The organism is Variovorax sp. PvP013, assembly GCF_050435945.1.
Lineage (GTDB): Bacteria > Pseudomonadota > Gammaproteobacteria > Burkholderiales > Burkholderiaceae_C > Variovorax.
The window spans coordinates 1-21,664 of record NZ_JBNDLF010000017.1; the positions used below are offsets into that span (position 1 = coordinate 1).

The 21,664-nt window shown below is 62.9% G+C and carries 19 protein-coding genes and 3 pseudogenes; 14 read left to right on the forward strand and 8 right to left on the reverse strand.

Annotation, left to right across the window (positions count from 1 at the left end; genetic code table 11):
- Window positions 1-237: 237 nt before the first annotated feature.
- Window positions 238-660, forward strand: a complete 423-nt coding sequence (locus ABID77_RS22065) for a hypothetical protein (protein ID WP_429600587.1) — start codon at window positions 238-240, stop codon at window positions 658-660.
- Window positions 661-726: 66 nt separating this feature from the next.
- Here ABID77_RS22065 and ABID77_RS22070 read toward each other — a convergent pair whose 3' ends face one another.
- The 5 genes and pseudogenes from ABID77_RS22070 to ABID77_RS22090 form a co-directional block, all read right to left on the reverse strand.
- Window positions 727-978 (reverse strand): hypothetical protein, encoded by a 252-nt coding sequence (locus ABID77_RS22070; RefSeq protein WP_429600589.1) that lies wholly within the window; start codon window positions 976-978, stop codon window positions 727-729.
- Between the two features lie 128 nt (window positions 979-1,106).
- Window positions 1,107-3,383 (reverse strand): S8 family peptidase, encoded by a 2,277-nt coding sequence (locus ABID77_RS22075; protein ID WP_429600591.1) that lies wholly within the window; start codon window positions 3,381-3,383, stop codon window positions 1,107-1,109.
- Window positions 3,384-3,828: 445 nt separating this feature from the next.
- Window positions 3,829-4,762: pseudogene (locus ABID77_RS22080) on the reverse strand (IS5 family transposase).
- 65 nt (window positions 4,763-4,827) lie between these two features.
- Entirely contained in the window at window positions 4,828-5,046 is a 219-nt protein-coding gene (locus ABID77_RS22085) for a hypothetical protein (protein ID WP_429600592.1), read from the reverse strand.
- 8 nt (window positions 5,047-5,054) lie between these two features.
- Window positions 5,055-6,041, reverse strand: a complete 987-nt coding sequence (locus tag ABID77_RS22090; protein ID WP_429600594.1) for a hypothetical protein — start codon at window positions 6,039-6,041, stop codon at window positions 5,055-5,057.
- 214 nt (window positions 6,042-6,255) lie between these two features.
- Here ABID77_RS22090 and ABID77_RS22095 point away from each other — a divergent pair, with 214 nt between their 5' ends.
- The 12 genes and pseudogenes from ABID77_RS22095 to ABID77_RS22150 all read left to right on the forward strand — a co-directional run bounded on the left by ABID77_RS22095 (window position 6,256) and on the right by ABID77_RS22150 (window position 19,147).
- Window positions 6,256-6,471, forward strand: a complete 216-nt coding sequence (locus ABID77_RS22095; RefSeq protein ID WP_429600595.1) for a hypothetical protein — start codon at window positions 6,256-6,258, stop codon at window positions 6,469-6,471.
- Between the two features lie 369 nt (window positions 6,472-6,840).
- Window positions 6,841-7,374: pseudogene (locus tag ABID77_RS22100) on the forward strand (putative Na+/H+ antiporter); the annotation flags it as partial.
- 194 nt (window positions 7,375-7,568) lie between these two features.
- Window positions 7,569-7,793, forward strand: coding sequence for an ATP-binding protein (locus ABID77_RS22105; RefSeq protein ID WP_429600615.1), 225 nt, complete (start codon window positions 7,569-7,571; stop codon window positions 7,791-7,793).
- A 249-nt stretch (window positions 7,794-8,042) separates the two neighbouring features.
- A complete protein-coding gene (locus ABID77_RS22110) occupies window positions 8,043-9,560 on the forward strand; it encodes a DUF4331 domain-containing protein (protein WP_429600597.1) in 1,518 nt (505 codons plus the stop codon).
- A 28-nt stretch (window positions 9,561-9,588) separates the two neighbouring features.
- The gene (locus tag ABID77_RS22115) at window positions 9,589-9,891 is read left to right on the forward strand and encodes a hypothetical protein (RefSeq protein ID WP_429600599.1); all 303 of its coding nucleotides are present in this window, start codon (window positions 9,589-9,591) and stop codon (window positions 9,889-9,891) included.
- A gap of 87 nt (window positions 9,892-9,978) precedes the next feature.
- Window positions 9,979-11,145, forward strand: a complete 1,167-nt coding sequence (locus ABID77_RS22120; protein WP_429600617.1) for a tetratricopeptide repeat protein — start codon at window positions 9,979-9,981, stop codon at window positions 11,143-11,145.
- Window positions 11,120-12,382: a HupE/UreJ family protein gene (locus ABID77_RS22125; protein ID WP_429600600.1), complete on the forward strand. Its 1,263-nt coding sequence runs from the start codon at window positions 11,120-11,122 to the stop codon at window positions 12,380-12,382. Before ABID77_RS22120 ends, ABID77_RS22125 begins: the two co-directional genes overlap by 26 nt.
- Window positions 12,383-12,394: 12 nt before the next feature.
- On the forward strand, window positions 12,395-12,922 hold the full coding sequence (locus ABID77_RS22130; protein ID WP_429600602.1) for a hypothetical protein: 528 nt from the start codon (window positions 12,395-12,397) through the stop codon (window positions 12,920-12,922).
- Between the two features lie 276 nt (window positions 12,923-13,198).
- Window positions 13,199-15,193: a TonB-dependent receptor gene (locus tag ABID77_RS22135; protein ID WP_429600619.1), complete on the forward strand. Its 1,995-nt coding sequence runs from the start codon at window positions 13,199-13,201 to the stop codon at window positions 15,191-15,193.
- 719 nt (window positions 15,194-15,912) lie between these two features.
- On the forward strand, window positions 15,913-16,152 hold the full coding sequence (locus tag ABID77_RS22140; protein ID WP_429600604.1) for a hypothetical protein: 240 nt from the start codon (window positions 15,913-15,915) through the stop codon (window positions 16,150-16,152).
- Window positions 16,153-16,170: 18 nt separating this feature from the next.
- Window positions 16,171-16,746 (forward strand): annotated as a pseudogene (locus ABID77_RS22145) (hypothetical protein); the annotation flags it as partial.
- Window positions 16,700-19,147 carry a PAS domain-containing protein gene (locus ABID77_RS22150; protein ID WP_429600606.1) on the forward strand — a complete coding sequence of 816 codons (2,448 nt, stop codon included), beginning with the start codon at window positions 16,700-16,702 and terminating at the stop codon, window positions 19,145-19,147. The pseudogene ABID77_RS22145 and the gene ABID77_RS22150, both read left to right, overlap by 47 nt.
- A 226-nt stretch (window positions 19,148-19,373) precedes the next feature.
- Here the strand turns inward: ABID77_RS22150 and ABID77_RS22155 are convergent, their stop codons facing one another.
- Both ABID77_RS22155 and ABID77_RS22160 read right to left on the reverse strand, forming a co-directional pair.
- Window positions 19,374-19,667 (reverse strand): addiction module antidote protein, encoded by a 294-nt coding sequence (locus tag ABID77_RS22155; RefSeq protein WP_429600607.1) that lies wholly within the window; start codon window positions 19,665-19,667, stop codon window positions 19,374-19,376.
- A 1-nt stretch (window position 19,668) separates the two neighbouring features.
- Complete coding sequence (locus ABID77_RS22160; protein WP_429600609.1) at window positions 19,669-19,965, reverse strand: type II toxin-antitoxin system RelE/ParE family toxin; 297 nt, start codon at window positions 19,963-19,965, stop codon at window positions 19,669-19,671.
- Window positions 19,966-20,251: 286 nt separating this feature from the next.
- Between ABID77_RS22160 and ABID77_RS22165 the strand changes: the two genes are divergently transcribed.
- Window positions 20,252-21,457: an FAD-dependent monooxygenase gene (locus tag ABID77_RS22165; RefSeq protein WP_429600611.1), complete on the forward strand. Its 1,206-nt coding sequence runs from the start codon at window positions 20,252-20,254 to the stop codon at window positions 21,455-21,457.
- 4 nt (window positions 21,458-21,461) lie between these two features.
- Here ABID77_RS22165 and ABID77_RS22170 read toward each other — a convergent pair.
- Window positions 21,462-21,664, reverse strand: a 203-nt coding sequence (locus tag ABID77_RS22170) for a hypothetical protein (RefSeq protein WP_429600613.1), incomplete at its 5' end; no start/stop codon positions are given.

Consider the following 21,664-nt stretch of genomic DNA (forward strand, 5'->3'; position numbering starts at 1 on the left):
AAGCTCCTGTGCAACCTCCAGTACCAGCAATTGACTGGCTTCAGATCGACTTCGCGCTGCACACCGTCCAACAACGGTCATTGATCAGCGTCTCCCTAGGTTGTTGGAATAAATCCTCAAATAACACCAATCCCCAGCATTGTGGATGCCGATGCATACTGACTGCCGTAGGCTGACGACGACCTGTTTTAAGGAGCGTCCATGTCTCGACATGTTCTCGCCTGTGCGGCATTCCTGATGTCCGCCTGGACCCTCACCAGCGCTCACGCCGAGGATGATCTCATCTTCTACGAAGGCAATGGGTGTTCCCAAGACATCACATTCACCTACGACTCTCATCGCGCGAGCGACGACAACTGCAAGCAGCGCGGCCATTGCAAGGGCAACAACGACGAGGCCCGGTCTGTGCGCATTCTCAAGTCGGTCAAGCAGGGCGCGGAGATCCTGGTCTACGACAGTCCCGACCGCAAGACGACGGACGACTGGACCAAGATCACCATCGCGGACAGTTCGTTCGTGCCCCCCGAGGGCTATTGCCTGCGCACCTTCGAAAACAACTTTCTCAATCCCCGGGACAACTACGGCATTCGGGTCGAATACATCCGGAAGAACGGGCTCGACGGAAAGATCTCCCGGGTGCGCATCCTGCCTGGTCGGTGAGATCCTGAATGCTGCACGCCGATAAAGCGCAGGGCGCAGTCGCAGTGCTGCAATGCGGGGACCGTGTCACTGCGGCGGTCCGAACGTGTCAATCTTCGGATTCGAAAATGGTCCGCTGACTTCAAGACCCTGGGCTGACCGGACAAGCGGTACAGCCGCTTCCTCGACCGAGATCGCGTACTCGTGCCTCAGGTCATCCACCTCCACCACACCGAACTGACGGTCGAGCGTGCCCGCGGGAAGGGCTAGCTGGCGTTCGATGTCCTCGGGGGTCGGTGCACCCTGGGTCACGGTCACAGACATCATCACTTTGGCCATGGGCTTTACCGGTGCGTTGGAAACAAGGCTTCAAAAAACCATTGTGCCGCTTGTGCCAGCCCAATGCCGCAGGTCGACAGACCTGCGGCATCGGACAAGGGTGGGCATCAACGCGATCGTTCGCTGCCTCATGCACCCCGACAGACTGCGTCGATGGCGGCGATCAGGGCGCGCAGCGCCTTGGCGGCGGCCGAGCCGATGAAGGGGATGTGGCCGACCACCGAGGCCACGCGCACCACGATGGCCCGCAGGCTCTGCCGCCAGCGCTGGCACAGCCCGGCGGCACCGCCGCCGCCGCCCCCGCACACCGCATCGAGCAGGGTGCCCAGGGTCTTGAAGGCCGCTGCCACGGGAGCGCCGATGCCCGGGAGGGCGGCGAGGAATGGCAGGATGCGCAGCACGATCGGACGCACCGACTTCCAGGTGCGGCAGACGTCGGCCAAGCTGGGTGCTGCGGCAGCGTCGACTCCGCCGAAGCCGCCCGCACCAGCTCCGAAACCGCCGCCTGCGGCCATGCTCATCCCGGCCGCGCCGCCGTAGGCCTGGAGGGCCTGCATGAATTCCGCGTCGCCACCGTCGTCGCTGCCGAACGCGCCGAACGCATCGCCACCTCCGCCGCTGCCCCCACCGCTGCCAAAATCACCCCCGCCGCCGAAGCCGGCACCGAAATCGCCGCCACCGCCGCTGCCGCCGGCGGAGGCCGAGCCGAAGCCCTCGACCCCGCCGAACTGCTGCAGTGCCTGCAGGAACTCCTGGTCATTGCTGCTCATGATGGTCTCCTTGCCCCCGTTCGGGGGCCGTTTCTGCGCACATGAAGCGCAGCATCCGGCCTTGGCACCGGCGCTGCGCGCCGCCCCAGGCGCAAAGGCGCGCAGCGCCTCTAGGAACGCCTGATCGTCGACGGGGTCGATGCCGAAGTCTTCGGCATCGCCCGGTTCATCCGTTCCGGTCACGGAAGACCCGTCGCTTCCAGCGGTCGCTGCCAGCGTGCGCCGTGCCAGCTGCGTGCCGTTTACGATGCCGAAGCCCGTTTCCATGTCGAATCCCGATGCGCCCACATCGTCGGCCGTCTGCCGCACCAGAACGCGCAGCACTCCCGGGGTGCGCTCGGCGCCGCTCGCGAAGCGGCTGCGGCAGGCGGCGAGCAGGCCGGCCACCACCGGCGTGGCGGCTGAGGTGCCACCATCGGCCGGGTAGACGCGCGAGCCTAGGAAGTGCGTGTAGCCCGCGACATCGGGTTTGTTGGCGTCCAGGCGTCCGGGGCCGCGCGTCGAATAGCCCACACGCTCCCGGCGCACGTCCACGCCTGCCACGCACAGCACCGAGGGGTGCGAGTTGGCGCCGAAGATGCCGGCGTCGCCGGCGATTCCGCAGCGGCTGTCGGGACACTCCCGGCCGCAGTTGCCCGCGGCGAACAGGATGTCCGCGCCGGCGCGCTCGAGCGTGGCGACGATGCGGTTGAAGGGGTGGGCCGGGTTGTCCGAATAGTTGCCCGGATGGCCGGGCGGGAAGTCCCAGGACGGCTGGAACATGCCCCAGCTGTTGCTGACCACCAGCGAATGGAAGTCGCCCGGCCGCCCCAGGCTGCGCATCAGGCGGATCAGGTGGCTGTAGCCGAGCACGGCATCGCTGAGGAGGCCGTCCATCGCCGAGCCACCGGGGCGCCGCGAGGCCAGCACCGCGACATCGACCAGCGTCGCGCGCGGCGCCGCGATCAGAGCGTCGAAGGCGCACATGGTGCCGTGGCCGACCGGCATCTGGCCCGGCCGCAGGGGCTGCTGGCCCGGCTGCAGCGGCGGCACCCAGCTGCGCTCCTCGCTGAACGACGGCTGCAGTCCGAGTCCCCGGAGGTGCGCCAGGTTGACGCCCGTGTCGACGATGGCCAGGAGGACGCCGCTGCCATCCAGGCCGGCGCGGCGCAGGCCGCCCACATCCAGCAAGCGCGCCACGTCAGCGGCGCTGCCTAGCGGCGGCGAGCCGCCGCAGGTGATGCATGGCTCGATCAGCGGATCGGCATAAACCGCCTGCAGCCCGTCGAGTGGTCCGGCGGCGAACATGTCGGCGTCGAAGGTGCGCTCATCGAGCGTGCCGCGCAGGATGACGGTGCCTTCGTCAAAATCTGACAGAGGCATGACCTCTGAAACGGGCAGGCTCTTGGCCTGCCACTCATCTGCCTTCCCATCGGGTGCCTCTGCCTCGGCCAGGCCGGTCACGGTGGGGGCATCCCCAGCACGGGCCGGAACGCTGACCGGCGGGAAAGACAAGTCCAGCGTCAGCCCCGGCACTGGAGCCACCATGGCGTTGGCAAAGGACACGGCATCCTTGCCGATGACGCCAGCAGCGAAAAAAGATGCTTCGAGTTCGGGCCGGCGCCGGATCTCGATCATGACGTTCCTGACAGCCATCGAAGTCTCCTCATCCCGCCTACGCGAGTGGTTCATCGGACGACGCCGTCTCTGGGCGTCGTGCAGATCGACTCATGGAGCAGCAGTCTGAGGAAAACGGCAGGCGATGGAATCGTCAGGATAGATGAATCAGTTTCGTGGCACTGGTTTGTCAAATGCCCCATTCCCCAAAATCGATGGTGGAACCGACTAGGTGATTCAATTTTTTAAACAACCTTAGCGTTGAGGTCAGATAAAGCGGGAAAATCCGTGAGTTCGACGTTGAATCTGAAGAACTTTGATGACGAAGATAAGACATCGACGACCAGATATCAATGGCGCAGGACTTGATATCTGAAAGCGAATCGCATTTTCAATCGTTTTTTAAAGTCAATGTGCGATGGGTTCCGAGTGGCGCTGTTGCATAACCTGAATTAGGCTGTAGTGCCCCCAACCCCAGACGGAGTTAGGCCACGCGCACCGTCTCAGGTGTGCCCAGCTGGGTGAACCTGTTGAGGATCGAGACCCGGACCTGCAGTTCAGTGATCTGCCGCTCGAAGTCCCGAGCCATCACGCGCTCGCCCAGTCTTTTGAAGGACCCCATCTTGGTCTCCACGAGGCTACGTCGGTGGTAGCCGCTCCACTTCTTCCAGATCGAGCGTCCTAACTCCCGAGTCGTCCTCAAGATTTCATTTCTTGCTCGGGCCCCTGCCCGAATTTCTGCCCAGAGCTTGGCGTTCTTGCGCGTCGGGATGATGGCTGCAGCTTGCCGACCGGCAATGGCTTCGTGGCAGGCCTTGGTGTCATAGGCGCCGTCGGCACTGACCGAATGAAGCGGCTCGTCCTCTGGAATCTGAGCGAGCAGCAGGCGGTGCATCGGCGCATCTCCAATGGCGTTGTCAGTGACCTCGATGGCCCGGATCTCCAGGGTCTGGGCGTCCACGCCCAAGTGCACCTTGCGCCACTGGCGTCGGTAGTCAGCACCGTGTTTCAATATCCTCCCATTCACCTTCTCCCAACATCTTCACACCCGTGCTGTCGACCAGCAGGTGCAAACCACCTTGGCTCGAGCGTGCTGTGATGGCCACGCTCAGGGTCTTCTGGCGTCGTGACAGGGTGCTGTAGTCAGGCACGTTCCAGTCGAGCTGCGCCAGCTTGAGCAGACTCTCTGCCAAGCCCGTGACCTGCCTCAGGCCCAGGCCGAACATGCATTTCAAGGTCAGACAAAACTGGATGGCGGCATCGCTGAAGACCGCAGGCCGACCAGCGCGCCCGCTGGGCGCAGCCTGCCACTGGAGCTCGGGGTCGAGCCAGACCATCAGCGAGCCGCGGCGCTTGAGCGAAGCGTTGTACGCAGGCCAGTTCGTTGTGCGGTACCGCGCTCGAGGTGGTTTACTCATCGCCTCAGGCTACCAAGATCGCGTGCTGGCAGGGACCTGACCGAGGAGTTATGCAACAACGCCATTTACCATGCTGAAACCGTACCGCTAGGCTCAACGATCAAGGAAAATCCTTCAAAGGTCGACATGGCATTCAATCGATCGGCAAGCTGACTGCGATCGTCCGCCAAATAAACTTTCAAAGCTTGGGCGTCTGCAATATTTGATACGCCAACTCCAACAAAACCTTGTTCATGCTTCAATTGATCAATTAAATGAAGCTTTGCTTCAGAAATGCTATTCATGATCGTCCTCAATAAAAGACTGCATTTAATCCTGTGAGGACCTTATCAATCGGGTTGGCAAAAGTCAAGCCCGAAGTACTCCCTGAGAAGAGCAGGCCGACCGGCTCCAGTCCAACTGCGTCCACGATCAAGGATCCAGAGTCACCTCCAGAGCTAAACGGAGATGAGCCGATTCCTTGGATTGCAATTTGATCTTGAAACCAAGCTTTTTGAGTTCCATAACTCACCCATAAGGAAACGCTGATGTCGACAATCACCCCTACGGTATGACCTGTTGTGCGTCCATGTTTGCGCACCGACTGATAAATAGTTGCATTTTTCAGTGTTTTTCCGGGGTTTCCAATATCGATGATATCAGGTGTTATTGGGATTGGAATGAAAATCTCTGCTAGTGCGGCGTCAATGTCGTTCGCCGCGCCTGCGGAAAAATTGATTGGCTGAAACTTTTTTAAAAACCCGATGGAATCAGTTCCTGCAACACCTCCATCGAGAGTGGCCGGTTGAATGATAGGATCGTTTATCGAGGCGGCATTGCAGTTGGCCAATACGTGGTTGTTGCTCAAAATACACAATGTGCCGCTGTCATCTTTGACCAAGCACCCTAGTGTTCCAGCTGTCACAAGGGGGTGTCCGACCGATACACCGCAAGACGTTGGGCGGTTCTTTGCAAAACGATTTCCAGTAGGCGTCGCGTTCGCTGAAACATCGCCAACCTCAATGATTTGAGAAGGCAAATTAGAAAATTTATCCGGAATTTGTAATCCATTTTTGGTTGTCACATAGACACGAACGACGCTGTCGCCAGTCAATCCAAGACGGGAAACACGCGCCCCGATCCCCACACCCAAGATTCTGCCTTCTGAGACAGGGCCAGCGACTTGTGCTAGACCAATGGCTTGGGCGGGCCCGGCAGCAAAATTTTTACCTTGCGGATCGCCACCGAAATACGCGATGGCGGTTTGCTTGCTCTTAAGCTGATCAGGTGTCAATCGCATGGTGTCCTCGCTTTCTTTAAAAAGAGAATCTCTCCGATTCGGGCAGAACAGTCGTACGATGCACAAGCAATGTCATCATCAAGTCAATGGACAGATCACCTTGAGCCCGGGTTAGATCAACGCGCGCCATCGGTGCATGCTGTTGATCTGCATCTACTTTAGTATTGCGACGGTAGCTTGAGTTGGCTCTGCGTTCACGGCCAGTGTCGGCAAAATGGAAGGCAAATTCGAAGGTGGTTATGACAAGGCCGAGTACAAGTTCTGTCCGCTTGCCCCGTATGCACTTGATTCAGTGGCCTGCACGCCGAACCTCCAAGAGGCACGCTCCCTGGGCACCGCAGTCCTCACGTCCGCGCAGCTGGAGATCGTGCAGGCCGATCTGCGCGTGGTAGACCACCCCGGCTGGCCTGCAGACCGCTGGCGACCTTGAACGACTGCGAGACTTGGCAGTGCACGCTTGGCGAAGTGCGATGCACCACCACTGGCGCAGCACGTTCATGCCGTTGACGACAAAAGTCATTAACGAGCTTTCGCCCCACCCGGCAACCTATTTGATCTTCAGCGCCACAGCGACCGGCATCAGCGCTTAGCAGGGCAGGGTGGCTGTGCGGCCATGCACTTCTGCTGGGCGCCGTCGCGCCTAGACAGGGAATACAGCCCAAATTCCGTGGTTGGCGCCGAATCAACAGTTCGGACCAGACGGGTCGTCACATTGAGAAAGGACGAGTTCCATGCCCCATCGCATCTTGGTCACCTGCAGCCCGCTCCATTGGGCAATGACGACCTGCCCGAGGAGATGCGCGTGCCGCTGTCCGTGGTCGCCGTGCATTTGGGGTTGCTTGCCGGGGTGGTCCTCTTTGCCCACCATCCCGTGGTGTTTCTGAGCCTGTTCCTGATGTTTCTCGGATTCACCCAGGCTTACGAGCGCCACCAGAGCCCGCTCATCCTCAAGGAAGCCCTGCTGGTGGGATTTTTCCTCGCGGGCCTGGTCGTGCTGGGCGGCATGCAGCAGTGGTGGCTTCAGCCCATCGTTTCAGGATTGGACCCGGTCGCGCTGTTCTTGGGTGCCTTGGGTTTGACTGCCATCACGGACAACGCGGCGCTGACGTATCTCGGCTCGCTGATCGTCGGTATTTCTGACCTATCAAAGTACATGCTGGTCGCAGGCGCCGTGGCCGGAGGTGGCCTGACCGTGATTGCGAACGCACCCAACCCGGCGGGCGTGGCACTGCTCAAGCGAGGTTTTGCCGACGAGACCATTGGTGCAGGCGGGTTGTTGCTCGGCGCCCTGGTACCCACGGCCGTCGCAGCCGCGGCCTTCATGTTCCTGTGATGAATGACCAAGTGCCAAGTGCCAAGTGCCAAGTGCCAAGTGCCAAGTGCCAAGTGCCAAGTGCCAAGTGCCAAGTGCCAAGTGCCAAGTGCCAATGTAGTGCATCGGCGGCCGCTGAACGGGGTCCGTATCGGCCATTGAGCTGTTGACGGTGGTGCTTCGTGGGCCGCTACCCATCGCGGACGACGAAGACTGTGCTGTCGGTGGCAAATCAAGGCGTTGCGATTGCCCATGCGGACATGGACCGAATCTTCGATCTCTACTGGCGTTCGGACCAGAAGAACGAGGGCGCTCACTTCGTACTCGGGTTGCATATCTGTGCGCAGGTGGCGGAAGCTCACCAGGGGACGCGGAAAGCCATGTCGTCGGCGCGGGCAGGCACGCGATTCGAGATGCGGTGGCCAGTGAACGCTTTGTAGGTCACTGATAACTCAAGCGAACAAGGCGACGCGGATTCGGACCTCATGAGGGTGAGCATGAGCGGAATCAGTCACATGATTGAAAAAACCGCTTTCATTTGCCAAAGCTGACATGAATAGGTGTAAACACCTTACAAACCTTGAATGTTGCATTCAGAATTGTTGCTCCGCATTTCAGACATTTTTGATCTCAATCAAAACTTGGTTGCGAGTGCGCACCTTCATACTGACAACAACATTGGAACAAGCATGACGCGAAGAATCCGTACGCTGGCGGCATTCGGCCTGACTTTGGTGGCGACTGTGGCGATGGCATCGAGCCATCGCGAGGCGCCTTTCATCTCCGGTCAGGCCAAGGTCGACGCCACCGACCTGTACCTCTTCAAGAGCTACGAAACAGGCCGTCAGGACTTCGTCACGGTGCTGGCCAACTACCAGCCGTTCCAGGATCCCCAGGGTGGCCCGAACTTCTACATGTTCGATCCCAACGCCCAGTACGAGATCCACGTCGACAACAACGGCGACGGCGTCGAGGACCTGACCTTCCAGTTCCGCTTCCAGAACACCTCCAAGACCACCGCACTCACGGTCGGCGGCAAGTCGGTGAAGATTCCGCTCATCAACAGCGGCCCGATCAACGGCGTGAACCCGGCCGCCCTGAACGTGCGCGAGACCTTCACGGTCGACGTCGTGCGCGGCGACCGTCGCGGCGGCACGCGCGCCTCGGTCACCAACGCCGCCAACGGCCAGGCCCAGTTCGACAAGCCGGTCGACAATATCGGCGAGAAGGTCTTCGGTGGCGCCAACGGCTATGCCGCCTACGCTGCCCAGCACGTCTACAACGTCGCCATCCCCGGCTGCGCCACGCCGGGTCGGGTCTTCGTCGGCCAGCGCAAGGAACCGTTCTACATCGCCGTGGGCAAGATCTTCGACCTGGTCAATCTCAATCCGCTCGGCGCGGAGACCGGCGGCAACAACAACGACCTCGAAGGCAAGAACGTCAGCACGCTGGCCATGGAGCTGCCCGTCGTGTGCGTCACCGCGGGCAGCGAGCCCGTCATCGGCGTCTTCACCACCGCCAGCGTACGCCAGGGCCGCCTGATCAACGGCAAGCCGGGCACCGGCCTGGGCAAGGCCTCACTCGAGGGTGGTCCGTGGGCGCAGGTCTCGCGCCTGGGGATGCCACTGGTCAACGAGGTCATCATCGGCATCGACGACAAGGACCGCTTCAACGCCTCCAGACCGAAAGACGATGTCGCCAACTTCGCGGACTACGTGACCAACCCCGCTTTACCGGCTGTCATCCAGACGTTGTTCCCGAGCGCCAGGGCACCGACGAACTTCCCGCGTACCGACTTGTTGGCGGCTTTCCTGCAGGGCATCGCCGGACTGAATCGTCCGGCCAACGTGGTGCCGGCGGAGATGCTGCGGCTTAATACCTCGATCGCGGCCAAGGCGGCCGGTGCGCAGAATCCGCTGGGCGTGGCTGGTGGCGACAATGCCGGTTTCCCCAACGGCCGGCGTCCGGCCGACGACGTGGTCGATCTCTCGCTGCGCGTGAGCATGGGCGCGCTGTGCGTGCTGACCGGCGCGACCGACGCGCTGCAGGTGGGTTGCAAGCCCGCCGACGCACCGGCCGGCGGACTGGCGCTGACCGACGGCGTGCGCAAGACGGCGGCCAACTACGGCACCACCTTCCCCTACCTGACGACGCCGCTGACGGGGAACTCCAACCCGGTAGCCGCCGCCGGCACGACCTATCCGTGAGCCCACGCCGAACCCGAAGGATCACACCATGACCGAACGACTGAGAACAATGCGGGTGGCGTCAGCCGTGGCCCTCGCGGCCGGTGTCCTGATGCTGGCCGGCTGCGGCGGTGGGGGCGGCAGCGACGGCGGCCCCACCAACATCGGCGGCAGCGGCGGCAGCGGTGGCACGAGCGGTGGCACGCTTCCGGCCACCGCGCTGCAGAACAGCGACGGCTTCATCGCCTACGTGAAGCAGGTGGTGGCAAACAAGCTGGACAGCAGCGAGCCCATTGACCTGGGCGGTGCCGTCGCGCCGACGAGCAACACGGCCGAAGCGGTCGGCCTGTAGTTGGCGGGCGCTGTTTCCGGCGTACGCGCCATCGTGGGGGCCATGCCGGAGGGCTGGCCCCTTTTTCATGGCCGCGCAGGGTTGACGATGCTGCTGGCGTTGCTGGCCTGCGCCGCGTCGACGTGGGTGTGGTCGGCACCCCGGGTACCCGCGCACGACGACGACGTCATTGAGAAGCTGCCCTTCGTGGCCGGCTGGGCGAACGACGAGCGTCGCCTGCGTCGCGAACTGGCGCAGCGACCGCGCGACGCCGAGACGGCGATCGCGGTCGCGCGGTCCTACCTTGAACTGGCGCGCTCACAGGGCGATGCGCGCTATGCCGGTCAGGCGATCGGTGCCTTGCAGGCATGGCAGCCGATCTCGGCGGTCGGCACGCCGGCGTCGGTCATGGTCATGCATGCGACCGTGGCGCAGTTCCTGCACGATTTCAATGGCGCTGAGTCGACCCTCAGGGCGGCGCTTCGGCGCGAACCCACCAACCCCCAGGCCTCAATCACGCTGGCCACCATCCTGCGCGTGCAGGGCCGCTATGCGGAATCCGACACCGCCTGCCGTGCCCTGGGCCCGGCCGGCCAAGCGCTGTACGAGGCGGCCTGCCTGGCGGAGAACGCGGGCCTGCGCGGTGAGCAAGACGCGGCCCGCAGTACCTTGCGTGGCCTGCTCGCCACGCCCGCGCTGCAAGGTACGCGCCATGCCGGCACGCGTCAGTGGCTGCTGACCAGCATCGCCGAGGTGGAGGAACTCGCCGGTCGGCCCGCTGCCGCCGAGGCCGCCTACCGCGAGGCGCTCGCGACGGAGCGCTCGGGCTATCTGCTGCTGGCGATAAGCGATTTCATGCTGCGCCAGGGCCGCCCGGCCGAGGTCGCCGGCCTGCTGGCGCGCGAACCGCGCAGCGATGCCGTGTTGCTGCGCCTGGCGAGCGCGCGGCCGTATCCTGCGGGAGCGTCGTCGGGTCCACGCGAATCGCCCGAGGCGACCGAATTGCGAGCGCGCTTCGAAGCCGCCGCGCTGCGCCCCGGCACCACGACCGCGCATGCGCGCGAAGAAGCGATGTTCGCGCTCGACGTGCAGGGCGACGCGCGGCGCGCGCTGGCGCTGGCCCGGGCCAATGTCAGCCTGCAGCGCGAGCCGATCGATCTGCTGCTGTTCGCGCGCGCTGCTGTCGCCGCGCGGGACGACGCGGCGCGGCAGGAGGTCGGGGCGCTGATGAAGGCGATCGGACTGCGGGATGCACGCGTCGATGCGGTGCTTTGACCTCGTGGCGCCGAAGAAAGGCTGCCCTCGCCTGCGTCGGACGGCGTCGATCGTTCTAGCCGTGTGCCTGGCGTGGCTGTATGTCGCGCCGTCGCCGGCGCGGGCGCACAAGGCGAGCGACGCCTACCTCCTGCTTGCCCGTAGCGGGAGCGGCGATGGTAGTGACGTGCTCGACGTGCGCCTCGACATCGCCCTGCGCGACCTCGATGCCGTCCTCGACCTCGACCGCGATGCCAATCGAAGGCTGACCTGGGGTGAGGTCCGCGCCCGGCTTGACGAGATCCAGGCCTACGCCCGGTCACGGCTGCGCCTGCAGCAGGGACGCTGCGTCCTGACGCCATCGGCACCGGCCGCGATCGATGACCGTGTCGACGGCGCCTACCTCGTGCTGGCGTTCCAGTCGCGCTGCCAGCCGACGGCGACACTGGAAGTCGAGTACCGCCTGTTCCAGGAGGTCGATCCGACGCACCGGGGGTTGCTGCGGGTGGCCGGCGAGGCGGGCGGCGCGGGCGGGACCGCACCGTCCCTGCGTTCGCTCGATCCCGCCGCCGCTGCCGTCGTCGTCGACTGGCCCGGAGCTGCGGTGGCGGTGGCGGAGGCGACGCCGTCGACCGATGCCCGCGCGCCCGGCGACGGCTTCTTCCGGGACGGCGTCCACCACATCCTGATCGGCTACGACCACGTGCTGTTCCTGGTCTGCCTGCTGCTGCCTGCCGTCCTGCGCCGCCGCGCCGACGGCGGCCGCGAGCCGGTCGCGCGCTGGCGCGAGGCCGTTTGGCCGATGGTCGGGCTGGTCACGATGTTCACGGTCGCCCACTCGATCACGCTAGCGCTCGCGAGCTTCCAGCTTGTCACGATCTCGCCGCGCGTCGTCGAGCCGGCCATCGCGCTGACGATCATGGTCGCCGCGCTGGACAATCTCCATCCGGTGCTGCGAGGACGGCGACGGCTGTTCTCGTTCCTGTTCGGCCTGATCCACGGCTTCGGCTTCGCCAGCGTGCTGGGCGAACTGGACCTGCCGGTGCTGGGCTTTGCCTCGGCACTGCTGCAGTTCAACCTGGGCGTCGAGGCCGGACAGCTGGCGATCGTGAGCGTGGTGCTGGCGGTCCTGCTGGCGCTACGGCGTTGGCGCGCCTATCCGGTTGTGGTGCTGCGCGGCGGGTCGGTTGTGGCGATCGCGCTGGCCACGTTGTGGCTGGTCGAACGTGTGTTCGACCTGCAACTGATCTCGACCTGACGGGAACCTCCGATGCTGTCGAATCCGCTCGCCGGCCCGCTGCGCGCCCTGCGCCGCGTCGCGGTCTGGGCGGTGTTGGCGTGCCTGGCCATCGGCCTGCCGCTGCAGGCGCTGTCATCCACCCTGGCCGGCATGCTGGGATCGCGGCATGCGCACCAGAGCGCGCCGTCGCAGGAGCAGTCCGACGATCCGATGGCCGGCTGGAAGGATTTTCGGCGCGCCAACTACGAGCACGCGGGCGTCCGCGAGCCGCTGGCCCATGCCGATGCCCACGACCATGCGCACAAGGCCGGCCTGCGCCATCACCACGCGCCGGACGACGCCGACGTGGTCGATCTTGAAGCACTGACCGACGGCGACGGCGCGCCTGCCGGGTCGCCGTACGCCGGCGCGGCCTTCGTGATGGCGGCCAATACCGGCCTGCTCGAACCCGCGCCACGCGCGGCGGCGGCCGGCGATGACGTCTGGCGCCTAGCGATCGCCCGGTCGTTCTCCACCCCGTTCCCGAGCCGCATCGATCGGCCGCCGCGCCCGGCCTGACCTCGGACCCGCCCCGGCGCGGGTGTCGGCGCGTTCCCGGACGCGTCGCCCTTGCCGTGCGTCCAGCGACGCGCGGCCTCCAGTCATCGCCCATCGATCGAAGCCGGTCCACGCAGGGCCGCCTTCCGGAGACTCTCCATGCTTTCGAACACCCACCGCATCCGCCGACGTCGCGGGTCCGGCTTCACGCGCGGCGTCGTCCCGACCGCCGCCCTCATCGCCATCGCGCTGGCCGGCCTGGCCCACGCGCAGACGGCGCCGACGCCGACGGAGGCGATGGATCCGGCGTCGGGGACGCTGTCCGCGGTCGACGTCGAAGGCTCCCGCACCAGCCAGCTCGGCATCGCGGACTCGGCCAGCGCCGGCATCGTGACGCAGGCGCAGCTCGAAGCCCGCACCGTCTACCGCCCGGCCGAACTGCTGGAAGTCACCCCGGGACTGATCGTCAGCCAGCACAGCGGCGAGGGCAAGGCCAACCAGTTCTACCTGCGCGGTTTCAACCTCGACCACGGCACCGACCTGCGCACCACGGTCGACGGCATGCGGGTCAACCAGCGCAGCCACGCCCACGGCCAGGGCTGGACCGACCTGAACTTCCTGATGCCGGAACTGGTCACCGAGCTGGCCTACCGCAAGGGTCCGTACGACGCGGCCGAGGGCGATTTCGCGTCGGCCGGCTCGGTCTCGCTGCGCTACGCCGACCGGCTCGACCAGGGCATCGCCAGCCTGGGCATCGGCCAGCGCGGGTATCGCCGGGCCTTCATCGCCGATTCGCCGCAGGTCGGTCCGGGCGACGGCCGCCTGCTCTACGCCCTGGAGGTGATGAAGAACGACGGCCCGTTTGTGAATCCGGACGACTACCGCAAGCTCAACGGCGTGCTGCGCTACAGCCGGGGCGATGCGGCCAACGGCTTCGACGTCACCGCCATGGCCTACCGCGGCCGATGGAACGCCACCGACCAGATCCCCGCGCGCGCCGTCGCCAGCGGGGCGCTGTCGCGCTTCGGCGCCATCGACCCGACCGATGGCGGCACGGCGAGCCGCTACAGCCTGTCGGGCGCGTGGCGCAACACCACCGCCGCCGGCACGACGAGCGTGAACGCCTACGCGATCCAGCAGCGGCTCGACCTGTACTCGAACTTCACCTACTTCCTCGACGATCCCGTCAACGGCGACCAGTTCAACCAGCCCGACAAGCGCATCACGACCGGCCTGAAGGTGGCGCACGCCTGGCAGACGCGTGGCCTCGGGCAGGCCTCGCAGACCACGGTCGGGCTGCAGCTGGAGAACGACAACATCCACAACGGGCTCTACAGCACGGTGGCGCGCGAGCGCCTGTCGACCACGCGGCGCGACCACATCGCTGAGAGCAGCCTGGGCGTCTTCGCCGAGAACACGACCTACTGGCGCGAGTGGTTCCGCACGGTCGCGGGCCTGCGTGCCGACACCTACCGCTTCAAGGTCGCCAGTGACAACGCACTGAATTCGGGCCTCGCGCGCGACAGCATCGCCAGCCCAAAGCTGGCGCTGATCTTCGGCCCTTGGGCGAAGACCGAGTACTACGTCAACGTCGGCACCGGCTTCCACAGCAATGATGCGCGTGGCACCACCATCACCGTCGATCCGAAAACGGGCGACCCCGCCGATCGCGTGCCGCCCCTGGTGCGCTCCAAGGGCGCCGAGATCGGCGTGCGGACCGAATTCGTCCGCGGCCTGCAGAGTTCGCTCGCGCTTTACCGTTTGGATTTCGCCTCGGAGCTGGTGTTCGCGGGCGACGCCGGCACGACTTTCGCCGGCCGGCCGAGCCGCCGCACGGGCGTCGAGTTCTCCAACTACTACAAGCCGACCGACTGGCTCACCATCGACGCCGATGTCGCCTTCGCGCAAGCCCGGTTCAAGGGCTTCGACCCCGCCGGCGACCGCATTCCCGGCGCCGTCGAGGGCGTGGCGTCGGTCGCGCTGGCCGTCGACCGCATCGGTCCGTTCTTCGGCGCGCTGCAGCTGCGCTACTTCGGGCCGCGTCCGCTGGTCGAGGACAACAGCGTGCGCTCGTCGAGCACGGCGACACTCAACGGCCGCATCGGCTGGCGCATCGACCGGGCCACGCGCATCGAGCTCGAAGGGTTCAACCTGACCAACCGCAGGAATTCCGCCATCGACTACTACTACGAATCGCGCCTGAGGGGCGAGACCGCCGCCGTCGGCGACGTCCATTTCCACCCGATCGAGCCGCGATCGTTCCGCGTGACGCTGACAACGCGATTCAATTGAGCGATGCCTTCCAATGAGTTCAAAAGTTGTGAAAGCACCAATAATGTTTCAAGGGGCAAATTCAACGATTTTTTGACATCAGCACCCTTTTCTGAATCCGGATGGTGACGCTGGGCATTTAATAAGCTCTATAAACGGAAAATGGCGTTCACGCGCTGTTCGATCGGGCGAGAAATTGGCCATAATCCGATCGTTCCAGACCGTTATCGGTCACCTATGGTCAGTACCCCGTTCAGCGATGAGCAGTGCATCAGGGGACACAGTTTGATCGACAGCTGTTTTACGGTGCACATCTCGATTTTCAGCCTTTCAGGACAGCCCTGTAAAGCGCGTCGATTGATTGAAGGGCACCGGGCTGACACGACAGACTTCGAACAATGGCAAAAACGCTTGTTTGCATTTGGCGTGGTGCTTGAATAACTACGAATCTGCTATCAAGCGAACTGTGCTTCTCCGAAGCTTCGATTCAGGCCATCGAGCATTTTAAGGAATCGCTCTTAAGCATGTTGGAGCCTGCAAAGAGTTGCTTATTCAATCATATCTTTCCAAAAAATATTTAACGCATAATCGACCTCGCAAAGGCAAGGTTGCTTGCGTTTGTCAGCAGTATGTATTTAGATATTTGCTTCAACAATACTGTGCTGAGGTACAGAGACAGTTTTTAGGATGGGTTTGAGCTATGTTCCTCGCTTCCTCTTTTGATCCTTGATGTTTCACGCATGTCGCTGTATCACCAAGCGCTGTTCGACGCCTCACGCCCGAGGCTTGAGCTATGGTTCAGGTTCCCTTTTTTCGACCTCGACTGCCCACGCATGCCGCTGAATTACCAAGCGCTGTTCGACGCCTCCCCCAACCCGTACCTGATCCTCGATCGTTCGCTCAACATCGCCGGCGCCAACAAGGCTTACTTGAAGTCGACGCGGCGTACCCTCTCGGACATTGTCGGGCGTTGGACCTGAGATGCCTTTCCCACCGATGCGCAGACCCAGGCGCAGGTCATGGCGTTGTGCCAGCGCGCGATCGACACAGGAGAGCCCGACACGTTGCCGTTGATGCGGTTCGACATCCCCCGCCCGCAGGAGTTGGGTGGCGGGTTTGAGAAGCGCTACTGGAGCATGAGCCAGATTCCGGTGCTCGACGAGCATGGCGAGGTCGAGTTCGTGCTGCACCATCCCATTGACGTGACCGACCTGGAGCGCCTGAAGGAAGCTGGCACCGGGAATGCCGATCTGGCCTGGAAGCCGGAGCAGACCGGGATCTTCGAGCGGGCGCAAGCTGTTCAGGAGAGCAACCTGGCGCTCAAGGCCGAGAGCGACCGGCTGCGTGGCCTGTTCCTTCAAGCGCCCAGCTTCATGGCCGTGCTGTCCGGACCGGAGCATCGCTTCGAGCTCGCCAATCAAGCCTACACACGCCTGACTGGTACCCGCACGCTGGCTGGACGAACAATCCGCGAAGTGTTCAACACGCAGGAGGGCGGCTCGTTCTTCGATCACCTGGATCAGGTCTATGCAAGCGGCGAGCCTTTCGTCGGCTGCGACGAACAAACTTCTTGAACTCATTCGGCCGGAACTGAGAGTCGAACTTCGTACCGCGCTCTACCGGGCAGTAAAGAGCGGTTCCAGTGTCGAAGCGTCTCACGTGCCTCTGGTGCTCAACGGCGTGTCTCACGTCGTGATCATGACCGTTCGACCGGTCGTGGATGAAACACCTCCGGGGATGATGCTCATCGTATTCAATGAGGTGCAGGAAAGCCTCACTGCTGCATTGGCCGATTCGCAGGGACGCGATGCAGTCAGCGAGGTGCTCGAAGCCGAACTGCTGCAACTGCAATTGCGGTTGAAAAACACCGTAGGCGAATCCACAGCCTTCACCGAAGAGCTTCGGGCGTCCAATGAAGAACTCCAGACCATCAATGAAGAGTTGCGCTCGACCACGGAGGAGCTGGAGACCAGCCGAGAAGAACTGCAATCAGTCAACGAAGAACTCACGACCGTCAACAACGAGTTGATTGTGCGGGTGGAGGACAGCACCCAGCTCAACGATGACTTGCACAACCTCATGAACTCGGCCGAGATCAGCACGGTGTTTGTCGATCGGGACATGAAGCTCAAGCGCTTCACGCCTCAAGCCGCCACGCTGTTCAACCTGCTGGGCACTGACATCGGCCGACCATTGATGGACATCACGCATCGGCTGGAGTTTCCAGAACTGTCGAGGGACGTGCGTGACGTATTGCGCAATCTCACGCGCAGCGAGCGAGAGGTGCGCAGCCAGGACAACCGCTGGTTCCTGGCTCGAATCGTTCCTTATCGGACCACGGAGAACCGCATCGAAGGTGCTGTTCTGGCGTTTTTCGACATCACCCTGCGTCGAATGGCTGAGGACAACCTGCGCCTGAGCGAACAACGCATGCGGCTCGTGGCTGAGAGCATGCGCGACTACGCCATCATCACCATGGACGAAGCAGGTGTCATCGTCACTTGGAGTCCCGGGGCGGAGAAGATCTTCGGTTACTCACCCAAAGAAGCCATCGGTCAGCCATTTGGTTTGATTTTTCAGGAAGAGCATCGGTTGGCGGCCCTTCCCGAGCAAGAGCTGGCCAAAGCTCGCGAACTCGGCAGGGCAGACGACGACCAATGGCACCTGCGCAAGAATGGCGACACGGTCTATTGCAGCGGGATCACAGTGCCTCTGGAAGGCAGTGGCGTCGAAGGCTTTGCCAAGATCTGTCGAAATTTCACGCGCGAGGAACTTCGTGAGCGTCAACGCGAGATGGCACTGCAAACCGAACGCACGACACGCAATCAGTTGCAAGAAACGAGCACGAAGAAGGACGAGTTCCTGGCCGTGGTATCGCACGAACTCAAGAACCCTCTGTCCGTCATCAAGATGAATGCTCAACTGCTCTCGCGCATGCCGGGACTTCAAGGCAACGAGCGCGGGCTTCGTGCAATCGCATCGATCGATGCTGCCATTGCGAGCCAACTGCAGATCATCAATGATCTACTTGAATTCTCACGTGCCAACATGGGCAAGCTGGTCCTGGCGATGTCGTACTGCGATCTGGCCGAGATTGTCATCAATGTCGCGGACGCGATGGGCCACGATATCACACAGAAGTCGCAGACGCTGCGAGTCAAGACCGTCCCCGCAGTGGTTTATGCGGATCCGGTACGGGTGGAACAGATTGTCTGGAACCTGATGACCAATGCAGTGAAGTTCACATCCATCGGTGGTTTGATCGAAATCGATCTTTCCATCAGCGAAAGCACGGTCTGTCTGTCTGTCAAGGATTCCGGCATCGGTTTGGAGCCGGCACATCTGCAAGATGTGTTCGAGATGTTTCGACAGGTTGACACCGGTCTGAACCGCCGTACAGGAGGGTTGGGCATTGGCTTGGCGTTGGTCAAGCAACTGGCCGAACTCCATGGCGGACGCGTGGCTGCGGCGTCGGCGGGAGTTGGCGAAGGCGCATGCTTCAACGTCTGGCTTCCTCTGAAAGCCGTCTCAGTGGATGAGAGAACAGCAAGTTTTCCGCTTTCCGATGCCTTTGAGAACTTGCGCGTTCTCGTTGTCGATAACGAACCACAGCTGCTTCAGGCCTTCGGTGCGTTGTTGGAAAGTGAGGGGGCGCAGGTGACTTTGTGTGCGAGTGCGCAAGATGCCGTCGATGTTGCTGCTCGCGAAAGGTTTGATGCGGTCATTTCCGACCTTGCAATGCCGGAGCGCGATGGTCATTGGTTGGCACAACAATTGAGAGCACAGGCTGCGACGCATGACCTCGCGTTGATTGCAGTGTCGGGTATGACGCGGGATATCGATCGGCTGGAAGCTCAAGCGGCAGGCTTCGATGCCCACTTAGATAAACCTGTCGATATGAAACTATTGGAAGAAAATTTATCCATGCTCATGCAGCGCCCTCGGAAGATTGCCTCTAAGATCCATCTCGCTTGATTACATGCCATCAACTGTTGGCGTTCAAGTTGCCTTGATCAAGCGAACGAGCAGAACATTCCTGTTTCAGTAAATAAGATTGTCTCTCGCGGAAAAGGATTGCTGCTGCTGTGCATGACCTCATGGCCGCCGTCAAGACTGGGTCACAATTCCATTTCCACATTGCTAGACATTTCGATTGAAATTCCAGATAAGCAGTTTGGTCAGCGGGCAGGATCTTGAACCGTCAACGGAGGGCCGGCACCGTTGCGGTGAGTTCGATTCCCAGTGCTTTCATGACTGCCAAGGTCGTCTTCAATGTGGGGTTGCCCTGGGTGCTGAACGACCGGTAGAGCTGTTCACGCGACAGCCCGGTCTGATCAGCGATCTGCGCCATTCCCTTGACACGTGCCACCACGCCCAAGGCATGGGCGATGTAGGCCGCGTCCTGGGTGTGAAATGCCTCGGCCATGTAGAGAGCGATGCCGTCGTCGCTCATCAGGTCCTCGGCCGGATCATAGGTTGTCAGTTGCTCCGCCATGTCATTCGCTCCATTCGCTCGCAAGACGCTTGGCCGTCGCGATGTCTTTGGCCTGCGTGCCCTTGTCGCCTCCGCACAGCAGCACGACGATCATGTCGCCCCGCCGCTGGAAGTAGATTCGATAGCCCGGCCCATGATGGACACGCAGCTCGCTGATCCCGTGGCCCACCGGCTCGGCGTCGCCAGCATGGCCAAAAGCCAGTCGATCGAGCCGTGAAGCGATCAGCGCCCGTGCTCGGGCGTCCTTGAGTCTCAACCGCCACTTGCGGAAGGTCTCGGTTTGCTTCAACTCGATCATTACGGATCATTGTAGTTTAAAAAATACTGGTGCTTCCGAGGTCAGCTTCCAGCCGCCGACCGATGCAGTCGGTGTCGTCGCACTTACCGATTCGGTCGGCTGGGTTCAACATCACGTTGGTCATCGATTGCGCGGGCATCGCGGGGTGCATCAACGGCAGCAAGGGCCTGTTGGCACCCTCAGCCGCTACCATGATCGAGCATTCGCACCCGCGTCGTGGCTTCCGTGCGCCGCAGAGTCACAGCTCCGACCGAACGATCCGTCGTACCCAGGAAGGATGATTTCCATGCCCCTCCGCATTCTGGTCACCGGCGCGAGCATCGCCGGCAACGCCACCGCCTGGGCCTTGACCCGTGCGGGCTGCGAGGTCCTTGTCGTCGAGCGGGCTGCGGCGTTCCGCGACGGCGGACAGAACGTCGACGTCCGGGGCGTGGGCCGTGAGGTGATGCGCCGCATGGACCTGGAGCGCGCCGCGCTGGACCAGGGCACGGGCGAGGAGGGCACCGCTTGGGTCGACGCGCAGGGCCGCGCAGCGGCCGAGTTTCGTACCTCCGACCTCGAGCGCGACGGTCCGACCGCCGAGATGGAGATCCTGCGTGGCGACCTCGCCCGGCTGTTGTACGACGCCGCGCGCACGCGGACCGCCTATCGTTTTGGCGACCACATCGCGCAGGTGGAGGACGATGGCACGGCAGCGACGGTGTGCTTCGCCAGTGGATCGACCGAACGTTTTGATGCGGTGGTCGTGGCCGAGGGCGTGGGCTCGGCCACGCGCGAGCGCGTGTTCGCTGGGGAGAACGATGCGCGCTGGATGAACCTGACGCTGGCCTACTTCACGATCGCTCGTGCCGCGGACGACGACCGCCTATGGCGTTGGTATCACGCCACCGACGGTCGCAGCGTCTCCCTGCGGCCCGACCGTCACGGCACCACGCGGGCCATGCTGTCGATTCAGAAAGCGCCCGAGGGTGAGCAGGACTGGAACGTGGAGCGGCAAAAGCGTTTCTTGCACGAGCGCTTCGCCGATGCCGGCTGGCAGAGCAAGCGGGTGCTCGCCGGCATGGAGACAGCCGAGGATTTCTATTTCGACGTTCTGAGGCAGGTGCGGCTGCCGCGCTGGCACCGGGGGCGGGTCGTGCTGACTGGGGACGCCGCCTGGTGCGCCACGCCGCTGGCCGGGATTGGCACGACGCTGGCGCTTGTGGGGGCCTACGTGCTGGCCGGCGAAATTGCCCGGGCCGGCGGCATTGGCGATCCGGTCCGCGCCTTCGCTGCCTACGAGGCGGCCATGCGCCCGATGGTCGAGCAGGCCCAGAACGTTCCCCGGATCGGCCCCAGACTGATGAATCCGCACAGCCGGCTCGGCATCCACTTGCTGCACGGCGTGCTCCATCTGGCGAGCCTGCCGGGCCTGCGCGATGCCTTCGCGAAGCTGATGAACCGGAAGCTGGACGAGCCCGACCTGTCGCATTACGGCATCGGGTCACCGTGAGCGATCAAGCGGTGGCGAAAAGGCCGATTTTTCGCTGATTAAGCTTGATCGGCTTTGCGATCCGCAGAGGATTTATCGAAGCAATGGATTTGCAATCTCGATATATACCTAAGGAGACGCTGATCAATGACCGTTGTTGGACGGTGTGCAGCGCGAAGTCGATCTGAAGCCAGTCAATTGCTGGTACTGGAGGTTGCACAGGAGCTT

Coding starts and splice junctions, on each gene's coding strand:
- ABID77_RS22120 (WP_429600617.1), top strand. CDS start 9,979: ATGCTGCTGGCGTTGCTGGCCTGCGCCGCGTCGACGTGGGTGTGGTCG.
- ABID77_RS22065 (WP_429600587.1), top strand. CDS start 238: ATGTCCGCCTGGACCCTCACCAGCGCTCACGCCGAGGATGATCTCATC.
- ABID77_RS22075 (WP_429600591.1), bottom strand. CDS start 3,383: ATGGCTGTCAGGAACGTCATGATCGAGATCCGGCGCCGGCCCGAACTC.
- ABID77_RS22165 (WP_429600611.1), top strand. CDS start 20,252: ATGCCCCTCCGCATTCTGGTCACCGGCGCGAGCATCGCCGGCAACGCC.
- ABID77_RS22140 (WP_429600604.1), top strand. CDS start 15,913: ATGTCGCTGTATCACCAAGCGCTGTTCGACGCCTCACGCCCGAGGCTT.
- ABID77_RS22125 (WP_429600600.1), top strand. CDS start 11,120: ATGCACGCGTCGATGCGGTGCTTTGACCTCGTGGCGCCGAAGAAAGGC.
- ABID77_RS22110 (WP_429600597.1), top strand. CDS start 8,043: ATGACGCGAAGAATCCGTACGCTGGCGGCATTCGGCCTGACTTTGGTG.
- ABID77_RS22115 (WP_429600599.1), top strand. CDS start 9,589: ATGACCGAACGACTGAGAACAATGCGGGTGGCGTCAGCCGTGGCCCTC.
- ABID77_RS22155 (WP_429600607.1), bottom strand. CDS start 19,667: ATGGCGGAGCAACTGACAACCTATGATCCGGCCGAGGACCTGATGAGC.
- ABID77_RS22095 (WP_429600595.1), top strand. CDS start 6,256: ATGGAAGGCAAATTCGAAGGTGGTTATGACAAGGCCGAGTACAAGTTC.
- ABID77_RS22130 (WP_429600602.1), top strand. CDS start 12,395: ATGCTGTCGAATCCGCTCGCCGGCCCGCTGCGCGCCCTGCGCCGCGTC.
- ABID77_RS22085 (WP_429600592.1), bottom strand. CDS start 5,046: ATGAATAGCATTTCTGAAGCAAAGCTTCATTTAATTGATCAATTGAAG.
- ABID77_RS22070 (WP_429600589.1), bottom strand. CDS start 978: ATGGCCAAAGTGATGATGTCTGTGACCGTGACCCAGGGTGCACCGACC.
- ABID77_RS22160 (WP_429600609.1), bottom strand. CDS start 19,965: ATGATCGAGTTGAAGCAAACCGAGACCTTCCGCAAGTGGCGGTTGAGA.
- ABID77_RS22150 (WP_429600606.1), top strand. CDS start 16,700: ATGCAAGCGGCGAGCCTTTCGTCGGCTGCGACGAACAAACTTCTTGAA.
- ABID77_RS22090 (WP_429600594.1), bottom strand. CDS start 6,041: ATGCGATTGACACCTGATCAGCTTAAGAGCAAGCAAACCGCCATCGCG.
- ABID77_RS22135 (WP_429600619.1), top strand. CDS start 13,199: ATGGATCCGGCGTCGGGGACGCTGTCCGCGGTCGACGTCGAAGGCTCC.